25 protein-coding genes and 1 pseudogene are annotated in these 23,627 nt (G+C 41.1%); 17 read left to right on the top strand and 9 right to left on the bottom strand.

Translation table 11 applies throughout. The annotated features are described in order from the left end of the window. Positions 1 to 39 precede the first annotated feature (39 nt). The 10 genes from ychF (at position 40) to EEL30_05485 (ending at position 9,164) form a co-directional block, all read left to right on the top strand. Positions 40 to 1,140: a redox-regulated ATPase YchF gene (gene ychF / locus EEL30_05530; protein QDX91874.1), complete on the top strand. Its 1,101-nt coding sequence runs from the start codon at positions 40 to 42 to the stop codon at positions 1,138 to 1,140. Between the two features lie 140 nt (positions 1,141 to 1,280). Beyond that, positions 1,281 to 1,568 (top strand): 30S ribosomal protein S6, encoded by a 288-nt coding sequence (locus EEL30_05525; protein ID QDX91873.1) that lies wholly within the window; start codon positions 1,281 to 1,283, stop codon positions 1,566 to 1,568. Positions 1,569 to 1,593: 25 nt separating this feature from the next. Then, on the top strand, positions 1,594 to 2,064 hold the full coding sequence (gene ssb / locus EEL30_05520; GenBank protein ID QDX91872.1) for a single-stranded DNA-binding protein: 471 nt from the start codon (positions 1,594 to 1,596) through the stop codon (positions 2,062 to 2,064). A gap of 50 nt (positions 2,065 to 2,114) precedes the next feature. Beyond that, on the top strand, positions 2,115 to 2,345 hold the full coding sequence (gene rpsR, locus EEL30_05515; GenBank protein ID QDX91871.1) for a 30S ribosomal protein S18: 231 nt from the start codon (positions 2,115 to 2,117) through the stop codon (positions 2,343 to 2,345). Positions 2,346 to 2,421: 76 nt separating this feature from the next. Next, a complete protein-coding gene (locus EEL30_05510) occupies positions 2,422 to 3,402 on the top strand; it encodes a DUF2232 domain-containing protein (protein QDX91870.1) in 981 nt (326 codons plus the stop codon). A gap of 15 nt (positions 3,403 to 3,417) precedes the next feature. Continuing rightward, the gene (locus EEL30_05505) at positions 3,418 to 5,355 is read left to right on the top strand and encodes a hypothetical protein (GenBank protein ID QDX91869.1); all 1,938 of its coding nucleotides are present in this window, start codon (positions 3,418 to 3,420) and stop codon (positions 5,353 to 5,355) included. 15 nt (positions 5,356 to 5,370) lie between these two features. Further along, positions 5,371 to 5,814 (top strand): 50S ribosomal protein L9, encoded by a 444-nt coding sequence (locus tag EEL30_05500; protein QDX91868.1) that lies wholly within the window; start codon positions 5,371 to 5,373, stop codon positions 5,812 to 5,814. Between the two features lie 28 nt (positions 5,815 to 5,842). Further along, positions 5,843 to 7,189: a replicative DNA helicase gene (gene dnaB, locus EEL30_05495; GenBank protein ID QDX91867.1), complete on the top strand. Its 1,347-nt coding sequence runs from the start codon at positions 5,843 to 5,845 to the stop codon at positions 7,187 to 7,189. Positions 7,190 to 7,485: 296 nt separating this feature from the next. Then, positions 7,486 to 8,772 carry an adenylosuccinate synthase gene (locus EEL30_05490; protein QDX91866.1) on the top strand — a complete coding sequence of 429 codons (1,287 nt, stop codon included), beginning with the start codon at positions 7,486 to 7,488 and terminating at the stop codon, positions 8,770 to 8,772. 179 nt (positions 8,773 to 8,951) lie between these two features. Beyond that, positions 8,952 to 9,164: a hypothetical protein gene (locus EEL30_05485; protein QDX91865.1), complete on the top strand. Its 213-nt coding sequence runs from the start codon at positions 8,952 to 8,954 to the stop codon at positions 9,162 to 9,164. A gap of 203 nt (positions 9,165 to 9,367) precedes the next feature. On the opposite strand, the gene EEL30_05480 is transcribed toward EEL30_05485, so the two are convergent. Next, the gene (locus EEL30_05480; GenBank protein QDX91864.1) at positions 9,368 to 9,739 is read right to left on the bottom strand and encodes a hypothetical protein; all 372 of its coding nucleotides are present in this window, start codon (positions 9,737 to 9,739) and stop codon (positions 9,368 to 9,370) included. 368 nt (positions 9,740 to 10,107) lie between these two features. Here EEL30_05480 and EEL30_05475 point away from each other — a divergent pair, with 368 nt between their 5' ends. From EEL30_05475 to EEL30_05450, 6 genes are all read left to right on the top strand, one after another. Then, positions 10,108 to 11,601 (top strand): LysM peptidoglycan-binding domain-containing protein, encoded by a 1,494-nt coding sequence (locus EEL30_05475; protein ID QDX91863.1) that lies wholly within the window; start codon positions 10,108 to 10,110, stop codon positions 11,599 to 11,601. Positions 11,602 to 11,771: 170 nt separating this feature from the next. Continuing rightward, positions 11,772 to 12,482 carry a DNA-binding response regulator gene (locus EEL30_05470; protein ID QDX91862.1) on the top strand — a complete coding sequence of 237 codons (711 nt, stop codon included), beginning with the start codon at positions 11,772 to 11,774 and terminating at the stop codon, positions 12,480 to 12,482. Beyond that, positions 12,475 to 14,307 (top strand): cell wall metabolism sensor histidine kinase WalK, encoded by a 1,833-nt coding sequence (gene walK / locus EEL30_05465; GenBank protein ID QDX91861.1) that lies wholly within the window; start codon positions 12,475 to 12,477, stop codon positions 14,305 to 14,307. Before EEL30_05470 ends, walK begins: the two co-directional genes overlap by 8 nt. After that, a complete protein-coding gene (locus EEL30_05460) occupies positions 14,304 to 15,692 on the top strand; it encodes a transcriptional regulator (protein ID QDX91860.1) in 1,389 nt (462 codons plus the stop codon). Before walK ends, EEL30_05460 begins: the two co-directional genes overlap by 4 nt. After that, positions 15,679 to 16,458, top strand: coding sequence for a hypothetical protein (locus EEL30_05455; protein ID QDX91859.1), 780 nt, complete (start codon positions 15,679 to 15,681; stop codon positions 16,456 to 16,458). The genes EEL30_05460 and EEL30_05455 overlap by 14 nt, the downstream gene beginning before the upstream one ends. A gap of 18 nt (positions 16,459 to 16,476) precedes the next feature. Beyond that, entirely contained in the window at positions 16,477 to 17,265 is a 789-nt protein-coding gene (locus EEL30_05450) for an MBL fold metallo-hydrolase (protein ID QDX91858.1), read from the top strand. A 26-nt stretch (positions 17,266 to 17,291) separates the two neighbouring features. Here the strand turns inward: EEL30_05450 and EEL30_05445 are convergent, their stop codons facing one another. Then, positions 17,292 to 17,606, bottom strand: a complete 315-nt coding sequence (locus EEL30_05445) for a hypothetical protein (protein QDX91857.1) — start codon at positions 17,604 to 17,606, stop codon at positions 17,292 to 17,294. 247 nt (positions 17,607 to 17,853) lie between these two features. Between EEL30_05445 and EEL30_05440 the strand changes: the two genes are divergently transcribed. After that, a complete protein-coding gene (locus EEL30_05440) occupies positions 17,854 to 19,128 on the top strand; it encodes a PDZ domain-containing protein (GenBank protein ID QDX91856.1) in 1,275 nt (424 codons plus the stop codon). A gap of 109 nt (positions 19,129 to 19,237) precedes the next feature. Here the strand turns inward: EEL30_05440 and EEL30_05435 are convergent, their stop codons facing one another. The 7 genes and pseudogenes from EEL30_05435 to EEL30_05405 all read right to left on the bottom strand — a co-directional run bounded on the left by EEL30_05435 (position 19,238) and on the right by EEL30_05405 (position 23,579). Beyond that, the gene (locus tag EEL30_05435) at positions 19,238 to 19,444 is read right to left on the bottom strand and encodes a hypothetical protein (GenBank protein QDX91855.1); all 207 of its coding nucleotides are present in this window, start codon (positions 19,442 to 19,444) and stop codon (positions 19,238 to 19,240) included. A gap of 30 nt (positions 19,445 to 19,474) precedes the next feature. Further along, entirely contained in the window at positions 19,475 to 19,627 is a 153-nt protein-coding gene (locus EEL30_05430; protein ID QDX91854.1) for a hypothetical protein, read from the bottom strand. A 215-nt stretch (positions 19,628 to 19,842) separates the two neighbouring features. Then, a complete protein-coding gene (locus tag EEL30_05425) occupies positions 19,843 to 21,525 on the bottom strand; it encodes a M56 family metallopeptidase (protein ID QDX95677.1) in 1,683 nt (560 codons plus the stop codon). A gap of 89 nt (positions 21,526 to 21,614) precedes the next feature. Then, on the bottom strand, positions 21,615 to 21,998 hold the full coding sequence (locus EEL30_05420) for a BlaI/MecI/CopY family transcriptional regulator (GenBank protein QDX91853.1): 384 nt from the start codon (positions 21,996 to 21,998) through the stop codon (positions 21,615 to 21,617). 847 nt (positions 21,999 to 22,845) lie between these two features. Beyond that, positions 22,846 to 23,079, bottom strand: a pseudogene (locus EEL30_05415) (hypothetical protein). A gap of 117 nt (positions 23,080 to 23,196) precedes the next feature. Beyond that, entirely contained in the window at positions 23,197 to 23,379 is a 183-nt protein-coding gene (locus EEL30_05410; GenBank protein ID QDX91852.1) for a hypothetical protein, read from the bottom strand. Further along, positions 23,376 to 23,579, bottom strand: coding sequence for a hypothetical protein (locus EEL30_05405; protein ID QDX91851.1), 204 nt, complete (start codon positions 23,577 to 23,579; stop codon positions 23,376 to 23,378). The genes EEL30_05410 and EEL30_05405 overlap by 4 nt, the downstream gene beginning before the upstream one ends. Positions 23,580 to 23,627 lie beyond the last annotated feature (48 nt).

The following is a 23,627-nucleotide window of genomic DNA, read 5'->3' as shown; positions in this document are numbered from 1 at the left end:
AGAGCATGTTCTATTTCGGAAATTAAGGAGTGTATATATATGGGAATGTCTTGTGGGATTGTAGGTCTTCCGAATGTTGGTAAATCTACCTTGTTTAATGCGATTACACAAGCGGGAGCAGAATCCGCTAACTATCCTTTCTGTACGATTGATCCTAACGTTGGTATCGTTGAAGTACCCGATCCACGTCTAAACAAATTAACAGAGATCGTTGTTCCAAATAAAGTCGTACCTACTGCTTTTGAGTTCGTAGACATTGCTGGTTTGGTTAAAGGAGCGAGCAAAGGGGAAGGATTGGGAAACCAATTTTTAGCCCACATTCGTGAAGTAGATGCGATTGCACAGGTGGTACGTTGTTTTGAAGATGAGAACATCGTACACGTAGCAGGTAAAGTAGATCCAGTGAGCGATATCGAAACCATTAACTTGGAATTGGTATTTGCTGATTTAGATTCCGTTACTCGTCGCATTGATCGTATGGGACGTAAAGCAAAATCAGGTGATAAAGAGGCAAAAGTAGAGCTTGATGTATTGGAAAAATTAAAAGCCGCTTTTGAAGAAGGTCAAGCAGCACGTGGTGTTGAGCTAACGGAAGATGAGCTAAAAATTATTCGTGACCTGCACCTTTTGACAATTAAACCGATGCTTTATGTTTGTAATGTAGCTGAAAATGGTATTCATACTGCTGATGAAAATCCACATGTACAAGCAGTTCGCAAGCATGCGGAAACGGAAGGCGCTGAAGTAGTTATTATCAGTGCGAAAGTAGAATCTGAGATTGCTGAATTGGAAGGCGAAGATAAGGAAATGTTCCTAGAAGAACTAGGTTTGCAAGAATCAGGTCTTGACCGTTTGATTCGTGCTGCGTATTCCTTGCTTGGTCTGATTACGTATTTTACAGCTGGGGTTCAAGAGGTACGTGCATGGACGATTCGTCAAGAAACCAAGGCTCCTCAAGCTGCTGGCGTTATTCATACAGATTTTGAGCGTGGATTTATTCGTGCTGAAGTAGTAGCTTATAATGATCTAGTCGAAGCAGGAAGCGTGAATGCTTCTCGTGAAAAAGGACAGTACCGTTTGGAAGGTAAAGAATACGTGGTAAAAGATGGCGACGTTATTCACTTCCGTTTTAACGTGTAATCTCTTGATTTGTCTCTAATGGTTTGTTATAATGCAAAAATGCGAGTATGGAAAATGGGTGCCTCTAGCAGGTTTCATTAGCACTCGCTCCTTGTCCTTTTTTTAAAAGGGCCGCTAGTCCAAAAGGAGGTGAAAAAGGTATGCGTCAATATGAAGTAATGTATGTATTGCGTCCAGACCTTGAAGAAGAGAAAGTGAAAGCGAACGTAGCTCGTTATAGCGAAGTCGTGACTAACAATGGTGGAGAAGTCACCAAACTTCAAGAAATGGGTAAGCGTCGTCTTGCTTATGAAATCCAAAAGTTCAAGGATGGTTTCTACGTTTTGATGAACTTTAAAGCTAACGCTGAAGTTGTTACTGAAACTGAGCGTTTGATGAAAATTAACGACGACGTTATTCGTTTCCTTTTCGTAAGAGAAGACCAGTAATAGTTGTCGCGGGGAGGGGAGTCTTATGCTAAATCGTGTTATTCTAATTGGAAACTTAACAAAGGACCCTGAGTTGCGTTATACGCCCAATGGTGTTGCGGTAACGACTTTTACCTTGGCGATAAATCGTCCTTATTCTGGAGCCGGTGGCGAAAAGGAAACGGACTTTATCAATATTGTGGCATGGCGTCAATTGGCTGATCTGTGTGCCAACTATCTTCGCAAAGGTAGAAAAGCAGCAGTAGAAGGTCGTTTGCAGACCAGAAGCTATGATAATAAAGAAGGTAAAAGAGTTTACGTGACAGAAGTTGTTGCAGATAACGTGCAATTCCTGAGCTCACGTGAAGCGGGTGAAGGAAACACCGGCTATGACCCTGGTCCAAGCTATGGTGGTGGTACGCGTCCGGCTTCCAAAGGTAATAACGATTCATTTAATGACCCCTTCGCCGATTCTGGAAAGCCGATTAACATCTCAGATGATGATCTGCCTTTCTAGTAAGTTCTAGATCGTATTAAACTATCATAACTTGAAAAGGAGGGACTCTCATGGCACGTAAAGGACGTCCTAATAAACGCCGTAAAGTTTGCTACTTTACTGTTAACAAGATTAAAAAGATCGATTATAAAGACATTGATCTTCTGAAGAAGTTCATCAGCGAGCGTGGTAAAATTTTACCTCGTCGTGTAACTGGTACTTCTGCTAAATACCAACGTAGATTGACAATCGCTATTAAGCGCTCTCGTCAAGTAGCGTTGCTGCCATATTCGGCTGAATAGAATTAATAAAGTCAAAGGGGGGCACAGAGACGTGGCCCCTCTTTTTCCATATTTATAAGAGGGGAGTCGCTCCTTTTTGCCTAATCGAACCAAACAACTAGCAGAAAGTGCTTTGTTACTAGGAATTGCAGGTGTATTTCTCTTTTTAAGCCTGGCAACTTTTCTATCCGGCGTATTCTCTATCTTGTTACCTATTCCGTTCATTATTTTAGCAATGAGACGAACAGGTAAACAAATGGTTATGATATCAGTAGCATTTGCTGTGCTTGGACTGATCATTAGCTCGATTGTAGGTATTATTTTTGCACTATCTTCCGTAATGTTGGGCTGGGCGATGGGCTATACCTACAGGAAGACAGATCGGGCATTTCCAGGTATTTTTGCAGGTTCCATTGTTAAAGCGCTATCTTATGTGTTTTTGGTTTATGTATCATCAAAGCTTTTGGGTATTGATATTGTTCAACAGTTTAATCAAGGTAAAGAATTAGTATTAAATAGTCAGCAACTTTTAGATGTAAGACCTCCAGAACTTACCGTAGAAGAATGGAAAAAAATGATACAGGATATGTTTCAGATGGTGACCGTCCTGTTGCCGTTTCTCATTATGTTTGGTAGCTTTGTATCTACCACGATTATTCATTGGATTGCACGACTGATCTGTAAAAGATTGTCCATCAAAATTCCAGCTATGCCACCTATACGAGAATGGCAATTACCGAGATCACTTCTGTTTTTTTATGTGGTAACGTTGCTGTTCATGCTTTTCAATAGAAATACAATGGGTCAAACAACGAGTGGTTCTTTGTTATTTAACTTATTTTATGCTCTACAATTCCTCTTTTTTATTCAGGGAGTAGGGTTTGTAGCATTCGTTGTTGATAAATATAAGAGCAAATGGCGTTTTCCATATGTCTTTGCTGGAGTATTTATTTTTCTCCTCCTAGCTACTATACTTACTATAGGCGGGGTAGTATTATTGTTGGCTACCGTATTAGGATTCGTGGGATTGCTTGATTTGGGCATACGATTACGTACTAGACTTGAGAGTAGAAAGTGAAGAGGAGCTGAGTAAATGCCCAAGTTCCTGTTTAAACGTTGGTATGGCTTACATATGGTTTTAGCTTTAAGTTTTAGCTTAGTGCTTGTCGCCATCTTGACGTTATATCACTGGATATATGGCGCAATAGGGATAGTTTCTATTATCGGTCTCATATTAGCCACGCTTCAGATTGAAAAGAAATTTCAGCAAGACTTAAAAATGTATATTGCCACTATTAATCATCGAGTTAAGAAGGCAAGTGAGGGCGTATTACAGGAAATGCCCATTGGGATATTGTTGTTTAATGAGGATCGGGAAGTTGAGTGGACAAATCCTTATATGCAACAAATGACCAATATGGATAATTTGATCGGAAAAGAGTTAGCTGAAGTATTTCCTGCACTTGAATGGAAAGCAGAACAGAAGAAACTTGATTTTATCTTTGGTGAGCGAATTTATGAGGTATTAATCCGTCCCGAAGAACGTTTGCTGTATTTTACCGATGTAACTGAATACAAAGAACTAGCTATTCGGTACCAGCAAGAAAAAACCATTGTGGGTATCATTCATTTAGATAATCTTGATGAGCTAAGCCAGGTAATGGATGACCAAAGCCGTACGTTACTTACGACTAGTGTCTCTGGCGTGATACTCGAATGGGCACAAAAGCATGGAATTTTACTTCGTCGCATGAGTTCTGATAAGTTTTTAGCGGTTATGGATCGCGCTACCTTAGATCGGTTAGAAGAAACACGTTTTGATATCTTGGATGTCGTGCGCGAAATGACAGCTGACAACAAGATTCCGATTACGTTGTCCATTGGGGTAGGTGCAGCAATGCCAAGCCTAGTGGAAGTGGGCAAGAATGCTCAATCCAGTCTAGATATTGCTCTTGGACGCGGTGGTGACCAGGCAGCAGTGAAAGTCGGAAATAAATTAACCTTCTATGGTGGTAAGTCCAATGCCGTTGAAAAACGGACACGTGTTCGTGCAAGGGTTATTGCCCATGCGCTACGTGATTTAATCCACGAAGCTGAGCAAGTTATTGTCATGGGACATAAAAATGCCGATATGGATTCTATCGGGGCTTGTCTTGGTGTGATAAAAACCGTACAAATACACAATAAACCAGGTTTTATCGTATTGGACGAGGTTAATCCAGCGATTGAGCGACTCATGAAGGAAGTGAATCAATCTCCACTAGCGGAAGCATTCATTTCACCTGATCAAGCTCTACAGATTGTCTCTTCACGGACCTTATTGGTAATTGTAGATACACATCGTCCGTCACTGGTGATTGAATCCCGTCTATTGCAAGAAACCAGTCGAATTGTGGTTATTGATCACCATCGACGTTCGGAAGAGTTTATTAATGATCCCGTCCTGTTGTATTTGGAGCCATATGCCTCTTCAACAGCTGAGCTAGTGACTGAGCTTCTACAGTACCAGAATGATCGTGTTAGTCTTGATAGCGTGACCGCTACAGGGTTGTTAGCAGGGATTGTAGTTGATACCAAAAGCTTTGCGTTCCGTACAGGCTCACGTACCTTTGAGGCAGCCTCCTTCTTGCGGAGGAATGGCGCCGATACAGCTATGGTACAGCGTTTCTTAAAAGAGGATATCCAACAGTTTGTCAAGCGTGCACGTGTAGTTATGAATACAGAGGTGTATCGTGACAAGATGGCGATTGCTGTGGGAGACCCTCAGGAAACCTACTCTCAGGTGCAGGTAGCACAAGCCGCTGAGGCTCTATTAACACTTGAGGGAATTCAGGCCTCGTTTGTCATTGCCATGCGTGCTGATGAAGCAGTTTTAATTAGTGCGCGTTCATTAGGTGATATAAATGTACAGTCAATTATGGAGAAAATGGGTGGAGGCGGTCATTTAAATGGAGCTGCTACCCAGATGAAAGATATTGCCATTCCTGACGCTGTACGATTGTTAAAAGATGTAATAGATACAGAATTGTAAAGGAGGACGTTTCAAATGAAAGTAATCTTTTTGAAAGACGTAAAAGGACAAGGTAAAAAAGGTGAAATCAAGGAATTGTCTGAGGGCTATGTTCGCAATTTCTTACTTCCGAGAGGCTTAGCAAAAGAAGCAACAGATGGAAATGTTAAGAATTTAGAGGCACAAAAAAAGAGCGAAGATAAAAGAAAAGAGCAAGAAAAGCTTGAAGCCCAACAATTGGCTGAGAAAATGAACGAAATGACCGTTAAAATAAAAGGGAAAGCCGGTGAGGGCGGACGTCTTTTTGGTGCGATTTCCAGCAAGCAAGTTGTAGAAGCGTTGGAAGAGCAATTTAACGTAAAAGTGGACAAACGTAAATTAGATATGGAGCCTATTCGTTCTTTAGGCGTTACACAAGTAAAAACAAAGTTATACCACGACATTGTGGCTACTTTAAAAGTGCATGTAGTAGAAGAGTAAAATATGAACAGAAGTTGAGGGGTGTGAAGTGAGCGATTTATATTTGGACCGTGTGCCGCCGCAAAATATAGAGGCGGAAGAATCGGTGTTGGGTGCGATTTTCTTATCCAAAGAAGCGCTTATTACTGCGATGGAACTCCTTCGCCCAGAAGACTTCTACAAAACTTCTCACCAGCGTATCTTCAATACCATGCTCGTCCTTTATGAAAGAGGAGAGCCTGTTGACCTTGTAACCGTAACAGCAGATTTACAGGATCAAAAGGTCTTGGAAGAAACGGGTGGTGTGGTCTATTTAACATCTCTTGCTAGCTCTGTTCCTACAGCAGCTAATATTGAGTATTATGCCAAGATCGTGGAAGAGAAATCATTACTTCGTCGATTAATTCGAACGGCTACTAAAATTGCTAATGATGGCTACTCACGTGAAGATGAAGTAGGCGAAATCATTGCAGATGCGGAAAAATACATCCTAGAGATTGCGCAAAATCGCAATAGCGGAGGTTTTATTCCTATTCGCGATGCTTTGATGGAAACCTATGAACGTATTGAGTTTTTGAGCCAAAGAAAAGGCGATGTAACAGGTATTCCATCTGGGTATCCTGATTTAGATAAAATGACTGCTGGTTTCCAACGTTCTGACCTGATTATTCTAGCAGCCCGTCCTTCTGTAGGGAAGACAGCATTTGCTTTGAATGTGGCCCAGAACGTAGCTGCAAGAGCTAACGAAACAGTAGCTATCTTTTCTCTAGAGATGTCCGCATCACAGCTCGTTCAACGTATGATTTGTGCGGAGGGTAATTTAGATGCCTCCCGTATGCGTTCTGGTGGGTTGGAAGAAGATGATTGGCAAAAGCTAACGATGGCTATTGGGACTTTAGCTAAGGCACCTGTCTACATTGATGATACGCCAGGTATAACCGTACAAGATATTCGTGCTAAATGCAGACGTCTTCAAACTGAAAAGGGACTTGGGCTCATTCTGATTGACTATTTGCAGTTAATTCAGGGGCGAGGAAAGGGTGACAACCGTCAGCAGGAGGTATCAGAGATCTCTCGTACATTAAAAGGGATTGCTCGTGAACTTAATGTACCTATCATTGCTCTGTCACAGTTAAGTCGTTCTGTTGAGCAACGGCAAGACAAGCGCCCAATGATGTCCGATATTCGTGAATCGGGATCTATCGAGCAGGATGCTGATATTGTTGCTTTCCTGTATCGTGATGACTACTACGATAAGGAAACGGAAGCTAAAAATATTATTGAAATTATCATAGCCAAACAACGTAATGGTCCTACGGGAACCGTTGAGCTTGTTTTCTTAAAAGAATTTAATAAATTCGTTAGCCTAGATCAACGATATCGAGATGTAGGTTAATGAAAAGCAGAGCCATCTTCCTTGTAGAGAAGATGGCTTTTTGGTGCCGGATGAAAAATAATAATTTTTCTAGGTACAACAAAGGCTCGAATTCGCCGCTTTTTCTTTTTTTGGCATATACTAAGAAAAATAGGTATAAGGACAGGGAAACTTGCGCCTTTTTAGCATAGAATGATGATGTATTTACGAACATATAATAATAATGATTATATAATGTTCGTGATTTAGTTGACATCTGGTCTTTGGTTTAGTAAAATTAATTTGTTTTTCTGATTATTAATCAGGAGGTGTGTTCATTGTCAACGGTCGTGGTTGTAGGAACCCAATGGGGCGATGAAGGAAAAGGAAAGATTACAGATTATTTGGCAGAAACGGCAGAGGTAGTAGCACGTTACCAAGGAGGTAACAACGCCGGCCATACGATTATTTTTGGTGGGAATAAATACAAGCTGCATTTGATTCCATCCGGGATCTTTTATAAGGATAAAATCTGCGTAATTGGAAACGGAATGGTTATTGATCCAAAGGCATTGGTAGCAGAGCTAGATTATCTGCATGGCCATGGGTTCACCACTAACAATTTAAAAATTAGTGATCGTGCTCATGTTATTCTACCGTACCATATTAAACTGGATGGGGTAGAAGAAGAGAGCAGAGGCCAAAATAAAATTGGTACAACTCGCAAGGGTATCGGACCTGCTTACATGGATAAAGCAGCACGTATTGGTATTCGTATCGCTGATTTGATGGACAAAGAAGAATTTAAAGAGAAATTAGCACGTAACTTGGAAGAGAAGAATCGTATTCTTGAAAAGCTATATAACGAAGAAGGTTTTGTACTAGAAGATATCTATGAAGAATATCTGAAGTATGCTGAAATCATTCGTCCATACGTATCTGATACATCGGTTGTGCTAAATGATGTGATTGATAATGGAAACCGTGTTCTATTTGAGGGAGCTCAAGGGGTTTTACTTGATATTGACCAAGGTACTTATCCATATGTAACATCATCTAACCCGATTGCTGGTGGAGTTACCATCGGTTCTGGCGTAGGACCATCCAAGATTCACCAAGTAATTGGTGTAGCTAAAGCATATACAACACGTGTAGGGGACGGTCCATTCCCAACAGAATTGCATGATGCAATTGGAGATCACATCCGTGAAGTAGGTTTTGAATTTGGTACAACGACAGGAAGACCTCGCCGTATCGGGTGGTTTGACACTGTGGTTGTTCGTCATGCCCGTCGCGTGAGTGGTATTACTGGCTTAGCAATTACGAAGCTTGATACACTGTCTGGCTTAGACACCCTGCGCATTTGTACAGCTTATAAGTACAAAGGTGAGATTCTGAACGAATTCCCGGCAAGTTTAAAAGTACTGGCTGAATGTGAACCAGTATATGAAGAGCTTGAAGGTTGGAGTGAAGATATTACGGGCATTCGTGATTTAAACGATCTGCCTGCTACTGCTCGTCACTATATTGAACGTATCACACAGCTAACAGGAGTACCGATGTCCATCTTCTCCGTTGGTCCTGACCGTGAACAAACCAATGTAGTAAGAGGCATATACGTATAGTTACTTCGAAAATAAAAAAAGCGGTTCTTATGCTGGTAAATAGCATAGGAGCTGCTTTTTTTCATGAACCGAGACGATGAATTTCTATTCTTAGAAAAAACATTTATTTGGGACAGTCACCAGTACCCACCATCTGGGCATATCGTATCGTATACCAAATGAAAACGGGGTGCTTGATAATGGGATTCGATCAAAAAGCAATGACATTAGTGGGTAAGGACGTAGAAGTTAAAATGTTTAATGGGGTAATCATCAGTGGTACGATGACTCACGTGAGCAAGGGATATGTCTGCTTCATACTTGGTAAGAGAGAAGATGATGTACCAACCAAAAAGAAAGAAATTCGTAGACTATCCATACGTGACATTACTTCCATGGTTGCTATTAAGTAAGAGTATGCCGGATCCATGTACATTAGAATAGCAGGGGATATCGATTGAAAAAGAAAAGTAGTGAAATGAATTGTACTATTGGTTTGGTTTTGTACCAAAGGAGCAGTAGAGTAGGAAAAGGGCTGTCCTCTTCGTCTAGGTGAATGTGCGTAGACGTTGGGAACAGCCCCTTTTCCTTTTTTCTAATGGTGGGAGATAACCGTTTAAACCAAACCACCATAGGATTGAATAATTTGAGTTGCTTTGCTACTGATGGCATCATCAACTAGGCAGGTTAGCACCAGACCTGGCATACTTGCTTCAGCACCTCGATCAGCCATACCGCTAGCTGAAGGGTCAGCGGCAGCTAAAACACTAGCATCAGGCCCAGTAGGGAAGTCTCCACTTAACGTCAAACTTCCTAAATTGGGTATTTCCCCGGTAATGGCATTCATTATTTTGTCTACCCCTTTTCCGGGATAACTGCTTACTTCATCAATTTGGACTGTAGAGCATCCCAGTTGACGTAATTCATCTGCTGCTTGTTGAGCATTCTGAAGGGATGAAAAACCTGCTAAAACACTAATTTCTTTCATAGAAATTACCTCCAATTGATGAGAAGCATGGCAAGAATCGACACTATATTTTTACCAGAGCCGATCGTTATTTCTTTACTTGTCATGGGGATTATTTCCTATGGAAATAATCATTATTATCTAGGAAAATAGTACCTTGTTATTCTTTTACAGTCTTGTGACTTTATTATTACTCGACACATAACTATTTATTCGACCCGATTTTACACTTGATGTCGATTGCTGTGATGTGATACAGTTTAATAAGTTGGCTTATATAGGAAATTTGACAGGTATAATTTAACTCCAGACACTTTGTGCTGGAACATTTTGTTTTTTCAACTTTTCGCGAGTAATGTTGATGTTGGAAAGGCTTATAGGAGGTATTAATGATGCGACCGGCCGAATGGAAAGACTGGTTGGTTCAACGTGTCAAGCCATTGCTTGATACATGTAATCAAAGTTCCAGACGAATTGCAGACCGTGCTTGGGCATATATCCTTAGCCATAAGAAACAATCTGTTACTGTAGCTGTGACACTTATAATGGGTGCTTCTAGTGTAACCTATGCGAATTACTACTACACTTCTAATATGACTCCCCTTTATCATGTCGTGTTAAATGGCAAAGAGATAGGTGTGGTGGACAACCCTGAAGTGGTGAGGCAATGGACGGAAGAACGCTTAAAGGAACAGGAACAGAAACATCATGCCCCGCTTACGCTAAGTGATAATATCACGTTTGCAGAAGAAAAGGTTTTTAAAGGGCAAGTAAACAATGACGAAACACTTCAAAAGCTTGAAAAGGAAGCAAATCTTCAGGTTGAAGCTGTAAAGGTAATGGTGGAAGGCAAACTTGTAGGTTATGCAGCTAATCAAGAACAAGCAGATCAAATTTTAACAGACATCAAGGAACGGTTCAGTGGCGTTCCCATGAAGAAAACAAATAAACAAGAAGTTATGGCGGCTTCTCTTCCGACTGACAAACAGGTTAAGTCAGTGAAATTTAAGGAAAAAATTTCCCTCGATGCAGAAATTGTACCAGCTGACAAGATTATTCCAGCTGAAAAACTAGAAGAAGTATTGATTAAGGGTACGGCACAAGACGTGACACATTCTGTGAAGTCTGGTGATACAGTTAGCGGAATTGCTAAACAATATGGAATTACCCAAAAACAGATATTTAAAAATAATCCTGGTGTTACCGAGAATACGTTGCTTCAATTGGATCAAAAATTAAATGTTACCGAGATTCGCCCTTATGTGACGGTTCAAGTGGTGGAGAATGCAACTAAGGACGAAAATATTTTTTATCCCATTGAAACAAAATCGAATGCAAAAATGCCTAAAGGCGAAACAAAAGTAGTGCAAGAAGGTAAGAACGGTTTAAAACGTGTTCAATATGAATATATAAAAGAAAATGGTCAGCTTGTAGCAACAAAGATGATCGATGAAGATATGATTCAACAACCGGTCTCAAAAGTTATTGAAAAGGGTACGAAGGTCATTGCAGACCGTGGTACCGGTCGCATCACTTGGCCAGCAAAAGGCTATATCAGCAGTGGATTCGGCACTCGCTGGGGACGTATGCATAAGGGAATTGATATTGCGGGATCAGGTACAGTGAAAGCAGCAGATAACGGTCGCGTTGTCCAAGTTGGCTGGAATGGTGACTACGGTATTTCAGTTACTATTAATCACGGAAATGGTATGCAAACTCTCTATGGACATTTACGCAGTGCAAAAGTAAAAGTTGGACAAGTTGTCAGCCAAGGTGCCGCCATCGGTGTTATGGGCTCTACAGGTGACTCTACAGGTGTCCATCTTCATTTTGAAGTGCACAAAAACGGGCGTTTGGTGAACCCGCTTTCTGTGTTACGCTAACAATAGACAATTCAACAGACCAATTCTGGCAGAGAAATGCCAGGATGGTCTGTTTTCTTTTTCTCTACTAGTTACGTGAAGCTCTGTAGATTGCTTGAAAGGAAATTATTCGTTAAAGTGGAATGGACAGAGTACGCGAATAGATCGAGTAGTCGAAAGGAGTGAATCCATTGGCGAAACTCCTCGTAGTGGATGATGAAAAACCAATTGCTGATATATTGAAATTTTCTTTAGAAAAAGAGGGTTATCAAGTGGTGTGCGCTTATGATGGCGAAGAAGCTCTTCGGTTGGTGCATCAAGAAAAACCTGATTTAATTTTATTAGATATTATGTTGCCTGGTCGAGATGGTATGGACGTGTGTCGGATTGTACGTCAGGAATATGAAATGCCGATCATTATGCTAACGGCTAAGGATTCGGAGTTAGATAAAGTACTGGGCTTAGAATTAGGTGCAGATGATTATGTGACCAAACCATTTGGTACACGTGAGTTATTAGCTCGTGTAAAAGCTCATCTACGCAGGCAAAAACCAAAGCAAGGAGTACAGAATAAGCACCTTTTCCGCATTGGTGATCTTGAGATTGACTTGTACTCTTATACGGTAAAGAAAGTAGATGAAACACTGGAATTAACCCATCGTGAATTTGAATTGCTTGTCTATTTGGCAAAGCATCAAGGACAGGTCATGGTACGAGAGCATTTGTTGCAAGCGGTATGGGGCTATGATTATTTTGGTGATGTGCGTACCGTCGATGTCACAATTAGACGTCTTAGAGAAAAAATTGAGGATGATCCAAGTCAGCCTACTTATATCATCACGAGACGTGGTCTTGGTTATACCATGAAACAACCTTCCACGGGAGGATCGACTCATGGCTAAACTGAAGCTGTTCAAAACAGTTCAGTGGAAAGTAGTCGTCATTTATATGCTATTACTATTAATGGCGATGCAAGTCATTGGGGCATATTTTACTCGTGAAGTAGAAAAGTACTATACGAACAACTTTTCAGAAGGCTTAAATGGACAGGCTACCTTATTGTCTACTCTACTAGAGAAATATTTTAGCCAGCCACGTAGTCCTGATGATCATAACGGACAAGATGTAAAAACCGATATAGATAATCTGATCCGTAACATGTCCTTTAAAGAGGCGCATGTACAGGTAGTCGATGCGAATGGGACGGTCATTAGCACTTCAGAAGATAATCCAGCGATCATTGGACAACGTACTGCCCAGAAGGAGATTACTATCGCTCTGCTTGGGACACGCAATGAGTCTATGCGTATCGATCCTGTTACAGAAGGGCGGGTAAAGGTATTAGCTGTTCCTATAAAAAAGGGGAACGTGGTTTACGGGGCTGTGTACATGGTTGCTTCTATTGAAAGCTTGTATACGACCATTCGCAAGACCACTAATATTTTTGCTACAGGAACTTTTATCGCATTATTCGTCACGGCAGTGCTGGGGTATTTATTAGCGCAAACCATCACGAAGCCAGTAAAAGAAATGACACGTCAGGCTAAGGCTGTAGCTAACGGGGATTTTAACCGTTCGGTACACATTTATAGCGATGATGAGATTGGGCAGCTCGGCACTACCTTTAACTATATGACAGCACGCTTAAAAGAGGCGGTCTTATTAGAGGAAGAGGAACGAGAAAAGCTGTCGCAAATTTTAGCGAACATGAGCGATGGCGTCATGGCGACTGACCGAGATGGCACGATTATCTTAATGAATCGATCAGCAGAAGAGATGCTTGAGGTACAGGAAGCAGCTGTTTTAGAACAAAAGCGTAGTATATATGATGTGCTCCGCTTGCCACCTGAAGAAGAAATGCCTTTATTTCAAGAAGTGGAGCCTCTCCTTTTAGAGATGATGGTATCTAATCGAGAAGTGATTATGTTGCGAGTATTAATTACGCCACTCCAACAGGATAGTGGGAAAAAGGGTGGTATTATTGCTGTGTTGCAAGATGTTACGGAGCAGGAACGCACGGAACAACAGCGACGTAATTTTGTAGCCAATGTATCACACGAGCTACGTACCCCGCTTACTACAATTAAAAGCTACACAGAAGCACTCATGGATGGAGCTGTGGAAGTACCAGAGCTATCGAACCAATTCTTACGTGTCACCATGAATGAGACAGACCGCATGATTCGTTTGGTGAATGATTTGTTGCAACTCACAAGATTTGACGCGCAAGGTATTCAATTGAATCAAAAACAGGTAAGTATGAATGAACTTTTGGTGTACGCAACCCAGCGCTTTGCGATGCAGTGTGAACAAAATGGGATCAAGCTGACTTTTTCCCATACGGAAGGTTTAGACGATGTATATATAGATGATGATGCGATTACTCAAGTAGTGGATAATCTGTTGTCTAATGCACTCAAATATACGCCAGAGGGCGGGGAAGTAACGGTAGAGGCACGCGCTGATAGAGAACAACAACGTGCCTATATTTCTGTAAAAGATACAGGTATCGGGATTCCCAAGCGGGATTTGCGGTTCATTTTTGAACGTTTTTATCGAGTGGATAAAGCAAGGTCACGTAGTCAAGGAGGCACAGGCTTGGGATTAGCTATTGCTCGGGAACTGGTAGAAGCGCATGGTGGAGACATACAAATTGCAAGTGAGTGGAATGAAGGGACCATTGTAACATTTTGGATTCCTTTAGGTAAAGGAGGAGAGGAAGCTTGAGCAGAGAGCGGATGGAAAATATAAAGTCTGTCGTGCTTGTGATATTGGTCCTGCTCAGTCTGATGTTAACTACCCTTCTTCTAAACAATCAGCCACAGCTAGAATTTATATCACCTGCCACGTTTGTCCCTGCCGACAAGCAGGGTGCATCCAAGCAAGCGAAAGATTTTGTGGTACCAGATGCTGTTCTTTTTCATTATGGCGAAGACCGTCATACAAAGGCGGTCTCTAGTGATGATGTGTATCGAATCCTGATGGGGCAAGTGCAGAACTGGTACTTTAATGAATTTAGCTATTACCCCATGACGGAAGAAAAGTGGAATGGCATAGCACGAAAAAAACTGGGATTAGAGCTACAATATAACGCTCAAATACCAATTTCCATTATGGAACAGGTACTGACGCTGCGTGGGGATATTGATCGGGAGTTAACAGGAGTAGATCGAGTCTGGCTGTATTATGAAGAGGCAGATGATACGGTGTACGCTCTATTTTTATCAACAAAGGATCACCAGAGCTTTCGAGCGAAGACAGCCGTGAGTCCAAAAGATTTACGTAATTCCTATCTATTGTTTGGTAAGAATTTGCCTGAGCAGATATTGAAAATGTATAAAGACCCACAGGGATCACCGTATATTATGCAAGATAAATTAACCTTCTGGAACATTTATTATCTACCGAAAAAGCAAAGTGTCATGAGTATGTACAATTACAACTATCTACCTATTTCACGCAAACAGTTAATGGATAGCTATTTTCTCGATCCAGGCTTGGTTAGACAGATAGTGGAACGGGATGGTACCAACATTTATACAGATGGTACCAGATCTGTTCAGGTGCGTAATGGGCAACACTTAATGACTCTAACTACACCGGTATGGCAAGCTGGTGATACACAAATGACCGCCTACGAACAGCTACAAGAGAGCGTTTCTTTTATAAACCAGCATATGGGTTGGATTGATGAATTCCGCTTACGTTCAATGGAAGAGCGTACGGAAAGTAGCTCCCAAATCATTTTCCGTCAATATCTCGGAGCCTACCCGTTAATCAGCCAGGATGCTAAATTAATCGATAACATTCAACTTAATATGGATAAAGGCCAGGTTCAATCAATGAGAAGATCGTTGATTGATTTAGATACGTTCTTTGGCTATAAGGAAGTGAGTGTGGCTTCTGGTACTGATCTGGTTGCCTATTTACAAGAGAACAAAATAGACACAGAAAAAGTGAGCAATGTATATCTGGCGTATCAATTAGTAGAGCAAAAAGGCTACATGCAAGTAATTCCAACCTGGGTGGTGCAGTTGGAAGGCATGTATAATAAAATAATTGATGTTCGCAGTGCGGTGCCAAAAGGAGGGATAGTGAGTGGACTGGAGTAAGACGAAAACCATTCTGATTCTTGCCTTCCTGACGCTTAATCTTTTTCTTGGCTATCAGGTTTACCTATCAAAATTGCAACATGGTGTAGAGTCGGAAACACAAAATATGCAGTGGGAGATTGAAAACTATCTATCGAAGCAAAACATCACTCTCAAGATGGATATCCCACAGGAAACTCCTTTATTAAACTATCTATATGTAGAGTATGTGACATCGGCTTCCTTTGAGCAGGAGACGATGGTGGATCAGCAGGTAGTTGTAGATAATACAGTGCTAGAATCTCGCCTTGAAAAACCGATCGCTATCAGAGATTTTAAAAGTCCAAAGGATGTCTTAAACCAACTACAAAACACAATTAAATTCACTGATCAGTATAAAGGGGATGTAAACTGGACTTTGTCTACTCCGGTATATTGGCAGATGCATGATGGGTTGCCGATGTTCGTCGCACCGCTGGAGCTACACATCGCTGACGGATTTATTAGGGGCTATAAGCAGACCTATTTGCTGGTGAAAAACCAAGGAACTGGTCGCAAAATCATTACTGCTTATACAGCTCTACGTTCACTGATAGAAAAAGAAGTGATTAGGAGCGGAGAAAGTATTGATAGCATCTCACTAGGATATTACGGATATAAATACGATGCTGAGATACAGGTGTTAGCACCCGTGTGGCGTTTTCAGCATGGCAATAAAGTCGAATATATGAATGGATTTACGGGGACGATGGAGCGACCACTAGACAAAAGAGGAATGGTCGAATAGAGGAAAGAGGGATATCTGTTGCAATTTAGTGTGTTAGCCAGTGGAAGTACGGGGAATTCCATCTATGTAGGAACAGAACGTACTTCCTTATTGATTGACGTCGGTCTTACGGGGAAACAAGCAGAGGCGTGTTTAGAAGAAGTAGGTGTAAAGCCGGGTGATTTGCAGGCGATTCTAGTGACACACGAGCACTCCGATCATATAAAAGGGGTGGGTGTCATGGCGAGACGCTATGGCATCCCGATCTATACCACGCAAAAAACGTGGGGCGAATTGGACAAACTAATAGGAACGATCCCAGAAGGCCAGAAGCAACTCTTTGAAGTGGGCCAAACGATGGAATTCGGCGATATCACGGTCGAATCCTTTGGAATCTCGCACGATGCTACCGAGCCAATGGGCTTTTGTATGCATGCGGATAATAAAAAACTAAGTATCGCAACCGATCTAGGTTATGTAAGTGACCGTATAAAGGAAGTTATTCGCGGAGCAGATGCTTATATCTTTGAATCAAATCACGACGTAGATATGTTGCGCATGTCGCAATATCCGTGGAGTATTAAACGCCGAATTTTAAGCGATGTAGGTCACCTTTCCAATGAAATGGCAGGCGAAGCTTTGACAGATATTCTGGGTGGACGAGCAGAGCGCGTATTCTTGGCGCATTTAAGCAAAGAAAACAATATGATGGATCTGGCAAAGCTGACGGTTAAAAATATATTGGAAGAAAAAGGTTTGAGTGTCGGAAATGATGTGTACTTGCGAGAAACCTACCCGCATCGCCCTACAAAGCTGGAAGTGTTGTAGGAAGCTATGTTCATGCTTTTATAAAATTACTGTGGCTTGCTAGGCACATAATTCTCTTCATTTGTTCTTTGGGTAGCTTGAAAATCGACAGGAGCATTGCTTTTGGTCTTTTGAAAAGCATCAAATCCTTTTGAAAAAGGCTTTTCTACTGCCTGCTTGTTCATGTGGTCGTCCAATTGCTGAGCTTTGGCAGTTACTTCTTCATGACTAAGAATTCCTTTTTCGGTCAATAACTCAATAATGGCATGAAGCACCAACGTATTATGGTAATCAACATGGCGCAGATCGCTAAGCTTGGCTAAAATGTCTAGCTGATCTAGGGGGGAAAAGGGCTGTTTCATATGAAGCACGTCCTTTCTTTTTATGATTTGAGTATATTCTAGAAGTCTTGTTCGTGTATTCATAGAACCATTCTTGACGCTTACTACTCATCTTATGCGGGTGGACAAGTTTCATTCCACAACCTTTCCATATTTCTAACGTTAATTTGCCTCAAAGCCTGCGTATACTGTTACTACAGCAAGAATATGAAAGTTCCTTATTACAAAATTATCTTTTATTCCTGCTAGAGCGAAAGGAGTAATTGTTATGGGTTATTACGATAAAGATTTCTATGAAATGGAACCAAAGAAAAGGGCTAGCCGTTCTGGCATGGGCAAATATATCGTGACCTCTGTCACATCTGCCGTCATTGGTGGTCTGGTCGTGCTTATGCTCACGCCAGCAATCTCGAGAACAGGTTATATGAATCTACCTTTAAATTCGGGAGCAGATGCCAATCAAGCAGCCGTGGCAGCATCTACGATATCTAGTAAAACAAATCAGTCAGTAAGTGTTAATGTGGAAACAGCGGTCACTAGCGCGGTGGAAAAAGCAGAGGATGCTGTTGTAGGAATTACCAATATCAAACGGGTAGCTAATCCCTGGACCAGACAAACAGGTAACGTAGAATCGGGTGTAGGTTCTGGTGTTATTTTTGATAAGAAAGATGGGAAAGCGCATATCATCACGAACAATCACGTTGTACAGGGTGCGCAAAGCATAGAAGTAAGTTTAGCAAGCGGGGACAAAGTAAATGCCAAAGTCCTTGGAGCTGACCAATACAACGATTTGGCTGTATTAGAAATCGATGCGGCGAAAGTAACAAAGGTCGCTGAGCTAGGTGACTCTAGCACCTTAAAAGTAGGGGAACCAACCATTGCAATTGGTAACCCACTAGGTCTAGACTTCTCCCGTACCGTTACACAAGGAATTATTAGTTCCACAAGTCGCTCCATGCCAATAGACATAAATGGTGATGGCATTGTGGATTGGGAGCTGGACGTTATTCAGACAGATGCAGCGATTAACCCAGGAAACAGCGGTGGAGCCTTGGTAAACATCTATGGTCAAGTGATCGGGATTAATACGCTGAAAATTTCTCGTGAGGGCGTTGAGGGTTTAGGATTTGCTATCCCAATTAACGACGTAAAAAATATCGTTCCACGCCTAATGCAGGATGGCTATCTAAAACGCGCCTATCTCGGTGTAACCCCACGCGATCTAACTGACGTACCTAAATATGCGTGGAAAGAAGTATTAAATCTGCCAAGTGAAGTGCAAACAGGTGTAGTTGCTATGGACGTAGGTAGCTTCTCTCCAGCATCTAAAGGCGGCTTGAAGCAGTACGATGTCATCACGCAGTTAGATGATACACCGATTAATAGTAGTGCACAGTTGTTGAAATATTTCACTCTGAATAAAAAACCGGGTGAATCTGTATCGATTACGCTGTACCGAGAAGGATTTAAGAAAGTGGTCAAAGTAACGCTCGGAGATAAGCCGGAGCAAGGGCAAGAACAGCAACAACCGCAATTTCCGTAAACATCATTTTAACTAGGGGTACCGCCACATCGCCATCAAGCTAAGCATTTGGATGCAATAAAAAACTCGATTTCCTGTACGCTAAGGAACATCGAGTTTTTACGTTACATTACAATTTGCCATTCTGATTCTTTTGTAATTGAAGTAATAATGTTTGGGCCAAATGCAAACCACTTGTCTGTCCAACTACATGCGCATGTTCAGGATATTTCGAGTCTACTTTGATTTTCTGTAAGTACATCTTCCGTTCCTGAATCTTATCTTCCAAGATTTCCACAACGTCGTCAATTGTTTGAATATCTTTAGATGCATTCATAGGGTATTTGTCTCCTTTCCTTACACACAATCAGGCGTGAAATGCTTTTTCAATCGCGCGTTCTAACTCTATAGCGGTGGGTTTAGCGTACCTCCTGGTCATATTAATATCTGCATGGCCATCCAGTTCTACCACCGTAGCAATATCTACACCGCCTCCAACTAACTCTCGACACAACGCGATTAGTGTCTGGAATACAGTTTATTTGAGCATACAGGAAAGTAAAGAACATTCTTCGAGAGGATCTGTTGAGTCATATTTCGCCACTTGGATGGGAGCTTACATTTCGGGCGCTTGTTGCTGTTAAACAAAAATGCACCCCTTGAATCGGATTTCCAAGGGGTTTTTCCTGTTCTACTATAAGGGGTGCACTTCATTTTAAGTGGAGAGTTTTTTAATCAGTATCCAATAAGCTCTCCCGTTTTCCCATCTATTGAAAAAACGATACTATCTTCGGAATCTTTATCACTTAACGTAATGTGATAGCTGACAGAAAAATTGTTTTCCGTAACACTGGCTTCTGTAATCTCATAGGATTTTGTTTCTGGTTTCAAGGCATGCATTTTATCTACCCCGGATTTTACATTCTCGTTTGAAAGAACTTCAGAAGCCTTCAATGATTGTACCGTATTGCTAACTTGCCCTGTTTTCGAATCTACTGCAACAGTGAAATAATTTTTGAAATCTTTATCACTTAACGTAATGTTATACCAGCTAGAATCACCTCTGTCTAGAAAACTAGCTTCAATCGCATAGGATTTTGTTTCTGGAAACTGAGCATAGACTCTATCGAGTGCTGCTTTCACATACTTGTCCGCAAGAGCCTCGGAAGCTGCCAATGATCGTATGCTATCGATAACTTTCCCTGTTTTCAAATCTACTGAAAATTGAAAAGCACCTTCATTAAGTCTAATAGTATACTGCTCGCTTGAATCCACATCTTGATAAACACTAATCTCATAGGATTTTGTTTCTGGAAACTGAGCATAGACTCTATCGAGTGCTGCTTTCACATTCTTGTCCGCAAGAGCCTCGGAAGCTGGGATTTTTTTGAAACCTCCTGCATACAATTTCTCAGAATCTTGTTTTTGAGCTACAGTATTTTGAAAAGGGGCTTTTGCATTTACTAATGAAGCGCCAGATATAACAATGGCAGCAACCAATCCTAGGGTTGACAAACGATACGATCCTTTGTGGAAGTTTTTAATCATGAGAATTCTTCTTTTTAGTTGGTTTTTACTCCCTACTAAATTTGCCAAACTAGGAAGATGCTGATTTCTTGAATAATGCTCCAGTAAACGGATGATCGTATGACCGTACTCGATTTTTTGTTCGGAATCAATGTATGTGAGCGCACGTGCATCGCATGCAATTTCCTGATCCTCTCGCATGCGGTAATACGCATACCACAGAAGTGGATTGAACCAATGCAAGAGGAGCAAAGCATTCATCAGCAAATTGATCCCCACATCATTTCGTTTAATGTGAGCTAATTCATGATAGAAAATAAACTGTAGCTGCTTATCTCCAAGCGTTTGTAAGAGCGTATCAGACAGGAGAATGCGGGGGCGCATAAATCCAAAAACCGTAGGGCTTGAAATTCCATTTGATACGACTAAAGGAATGGAGCGTTTGACTGACATCTTCTTTTTACAGCGTTCAAAGAGCTGAATCACTCGTGGATCGGTAATGATGGATTGTTTTTTGATATGCAAATATACTCGTCTATTTACAACAATGGCTACCATACCAAAGCAAAAGACACCCACTATCCAAATAAATAACCCCAGCGTATAGAGGGAAAGGCTAGCTGATTCCACTTTTTTTCCTTCATGGTGCATAGATGAGCTAGGGACAACTGACTCCTCTGAGGGAAGCGAAGATATTATGTGGAACGTTGGTGATGTTTCGTGACTATAGGGTAGCATGTTATAGATGCTGAACGAACTCTCAGGTGCCCATAAGAGGAGCAACCGCAGAATAACCAGCATCCATAACAGATAATGCCATCTTGGGGACAGTCTGTTTCCAAGCACAGCCTTAATCAATAAGATGAGACCTACCATCACGCTAGCCATCATAGAAGTCTGTAACACCCAACTAAAGAAGGGTAAAAGATAGATATTGACGAATTCCACGCTTATCTTTCCTTTCTTCGTTCCGTCCTTAGCTAGGATTCTTTCTTATTATCAAGGATGTTTTTTAGTTCACTGATCTCCTCTTTGGACAATTTCTCGTCTTTCAAGAAGTTCACAAGCAATGGTTGTAATGCCCCGCCATAAAGGCGTTGAAGGAAAGACTTGGTTTCTACTTGCAAATAGTCATCCTGAGAAACCACGGGATAGTAGAAATAGCCCCTGCCTTTATCTTGGTGATAGGATATCGCGTTTTTCTGAACCAATCGATTGATTAGCGTTCGTATTGTTTTTGGCATCCAATCCTTGTGTCCCTCAAGAGCTTTGATAATATCGTTAGCTGTTTGAGGTGATTTTTTTGACCACAGGATTTTCATTACTTCCCATTCTGAATCAGAAATTTTCGGACGTTCTGTCATACACTCTCACCCTCTTTTTTATAATTACAAATGTAATCATTTTGTTTATACTATACCCGTAATCTACAGGTGTCAACCGGGGTCATACCAACAAAAAGCGCAAAACATACGATCTGTTGAGTCATATTTCGCCACTTGGATGGGAGCTTACATTTCGGGCGCTTGTTGCTGTTAAACAAAAATGCACCCCTTGAATCGGATTTCCAAGGAGTTTTTCCTATTCTACTATAAGGGGTGCACTTCATTTTAAGTGGAGAGTTTTTTATCAGTATCCAATAAGCTCTCCCGTTTTCCCATCTATTGAAAAAACGATACTATCTTCGGAATCTTTATCACTTAACGTAATGTGATAGCTGACATAAAAATTGTTTTCCGTAACACTGGCTTCTGTAATCTCATAGGATTTTGTTTCTGGTTTCAAGGCATGCATTTTATCTACCCCGGATTTTACATTCTCGTTTGAAAGAACTTCAGAAGCCTTCAATGATTGTACCGTATAGCTAACTTGCCCTGTTTTCGAATCTACTGCAACAGTGAAATAATTTTTGAAATCTTTATCACTTAACGTAATGTTATACCAGCTAGAATCACCTCTGTCTAGAAAACTGGCTTCAATCGCATAGGATTTTGTTTCTGGAAACTGAGCATAGACTCTATCGAGTGCTGCTTTCACATACTTGTCCGCAAGAGCCTCGGAAGCTGCCAATGATCGTATGCTATCGATAACTTTCCCTGTTTTCAAATCTACTGAAAATTGAAAAGCACCTTCATTAAGTCTAATAGTATACTGCTCGCTTGAATCCACATCTTGATAAACACTAATCTCATAGGATTTTGTTTCTGGAAACTGAGCATAGACTCCATCGAGTGCTGCTTTCACATTCTTGTCCGCAAGAGCCTCGGAAACTGGGATTTTTTTGAAACCTCCTGCATACAATTTCTCAGAATCTTGTTTTTGAGCTACAGTATTTTGAGTTGGATTTTCATGTGCACTTACTAGTAAACCACCAGATAGGGCGATCGCAGTGACCAATCCTAAAGCTGTCAAACGTACGGATGTTTTTTTAAGGTTTTTTTTCATACCAATTCTCCTTTTAGTTCATGTATTTTCGGATTACATAAGTAATCCTTATGTGTATATTACATTCGTAATCCTAAAATGTCAACCCATTCTTTTTCACAGGTTATCTTCTTTTTTCTAGGGCATAATCTCTCCCGTTTTCGCATCTATTCTAAAAGTGATTGAGTCTTTGGAAGCTTTATCCCTAAACACAATGATATACCAGCTAGAATCGCCTCTGTCTAGAAAACTGGCACCTGTAATCGCATAGGATTTTGTTTCTGGAAACTGAGCATAGACTCCATCGAGTGCTGCTTTCACATTCTTGTCCGCAAGAGCCTCGGAAGCTGGGATTTTTTTTTGAAACCTCCTGCATACAATTTCTCAGAATCTTGTTTTTGAGCTACAGTATTTTGAGAAGGGGCTTTTGCATTTACTAATGAAGCGCCAGATATAACAATGACAGCAACCAATCCTAGGGTTGACAAACGATACGATGCTTTGTGGAAGTTTTTAATCATGAGAATTCTTTTTTTAGTTGGTTTTTACTCCCTACTAAATTTGCCAAA

Origin of the sequence: Brevibacillus laterosporus (assembly GCA_007833815.1) — a bacterium.
GTDB classification, from domain to species: Bacteria; Bacillota; Bacilli; order Brevibacillales; family Brevibacillaceae; genus Brevibacillus_B; species Brevibacillus_B laterosporus_D.
Note: the sequence above shows the minus strand (reverse complement) of the source record. Positions and strands in the feature narration are given on the sequence as shown.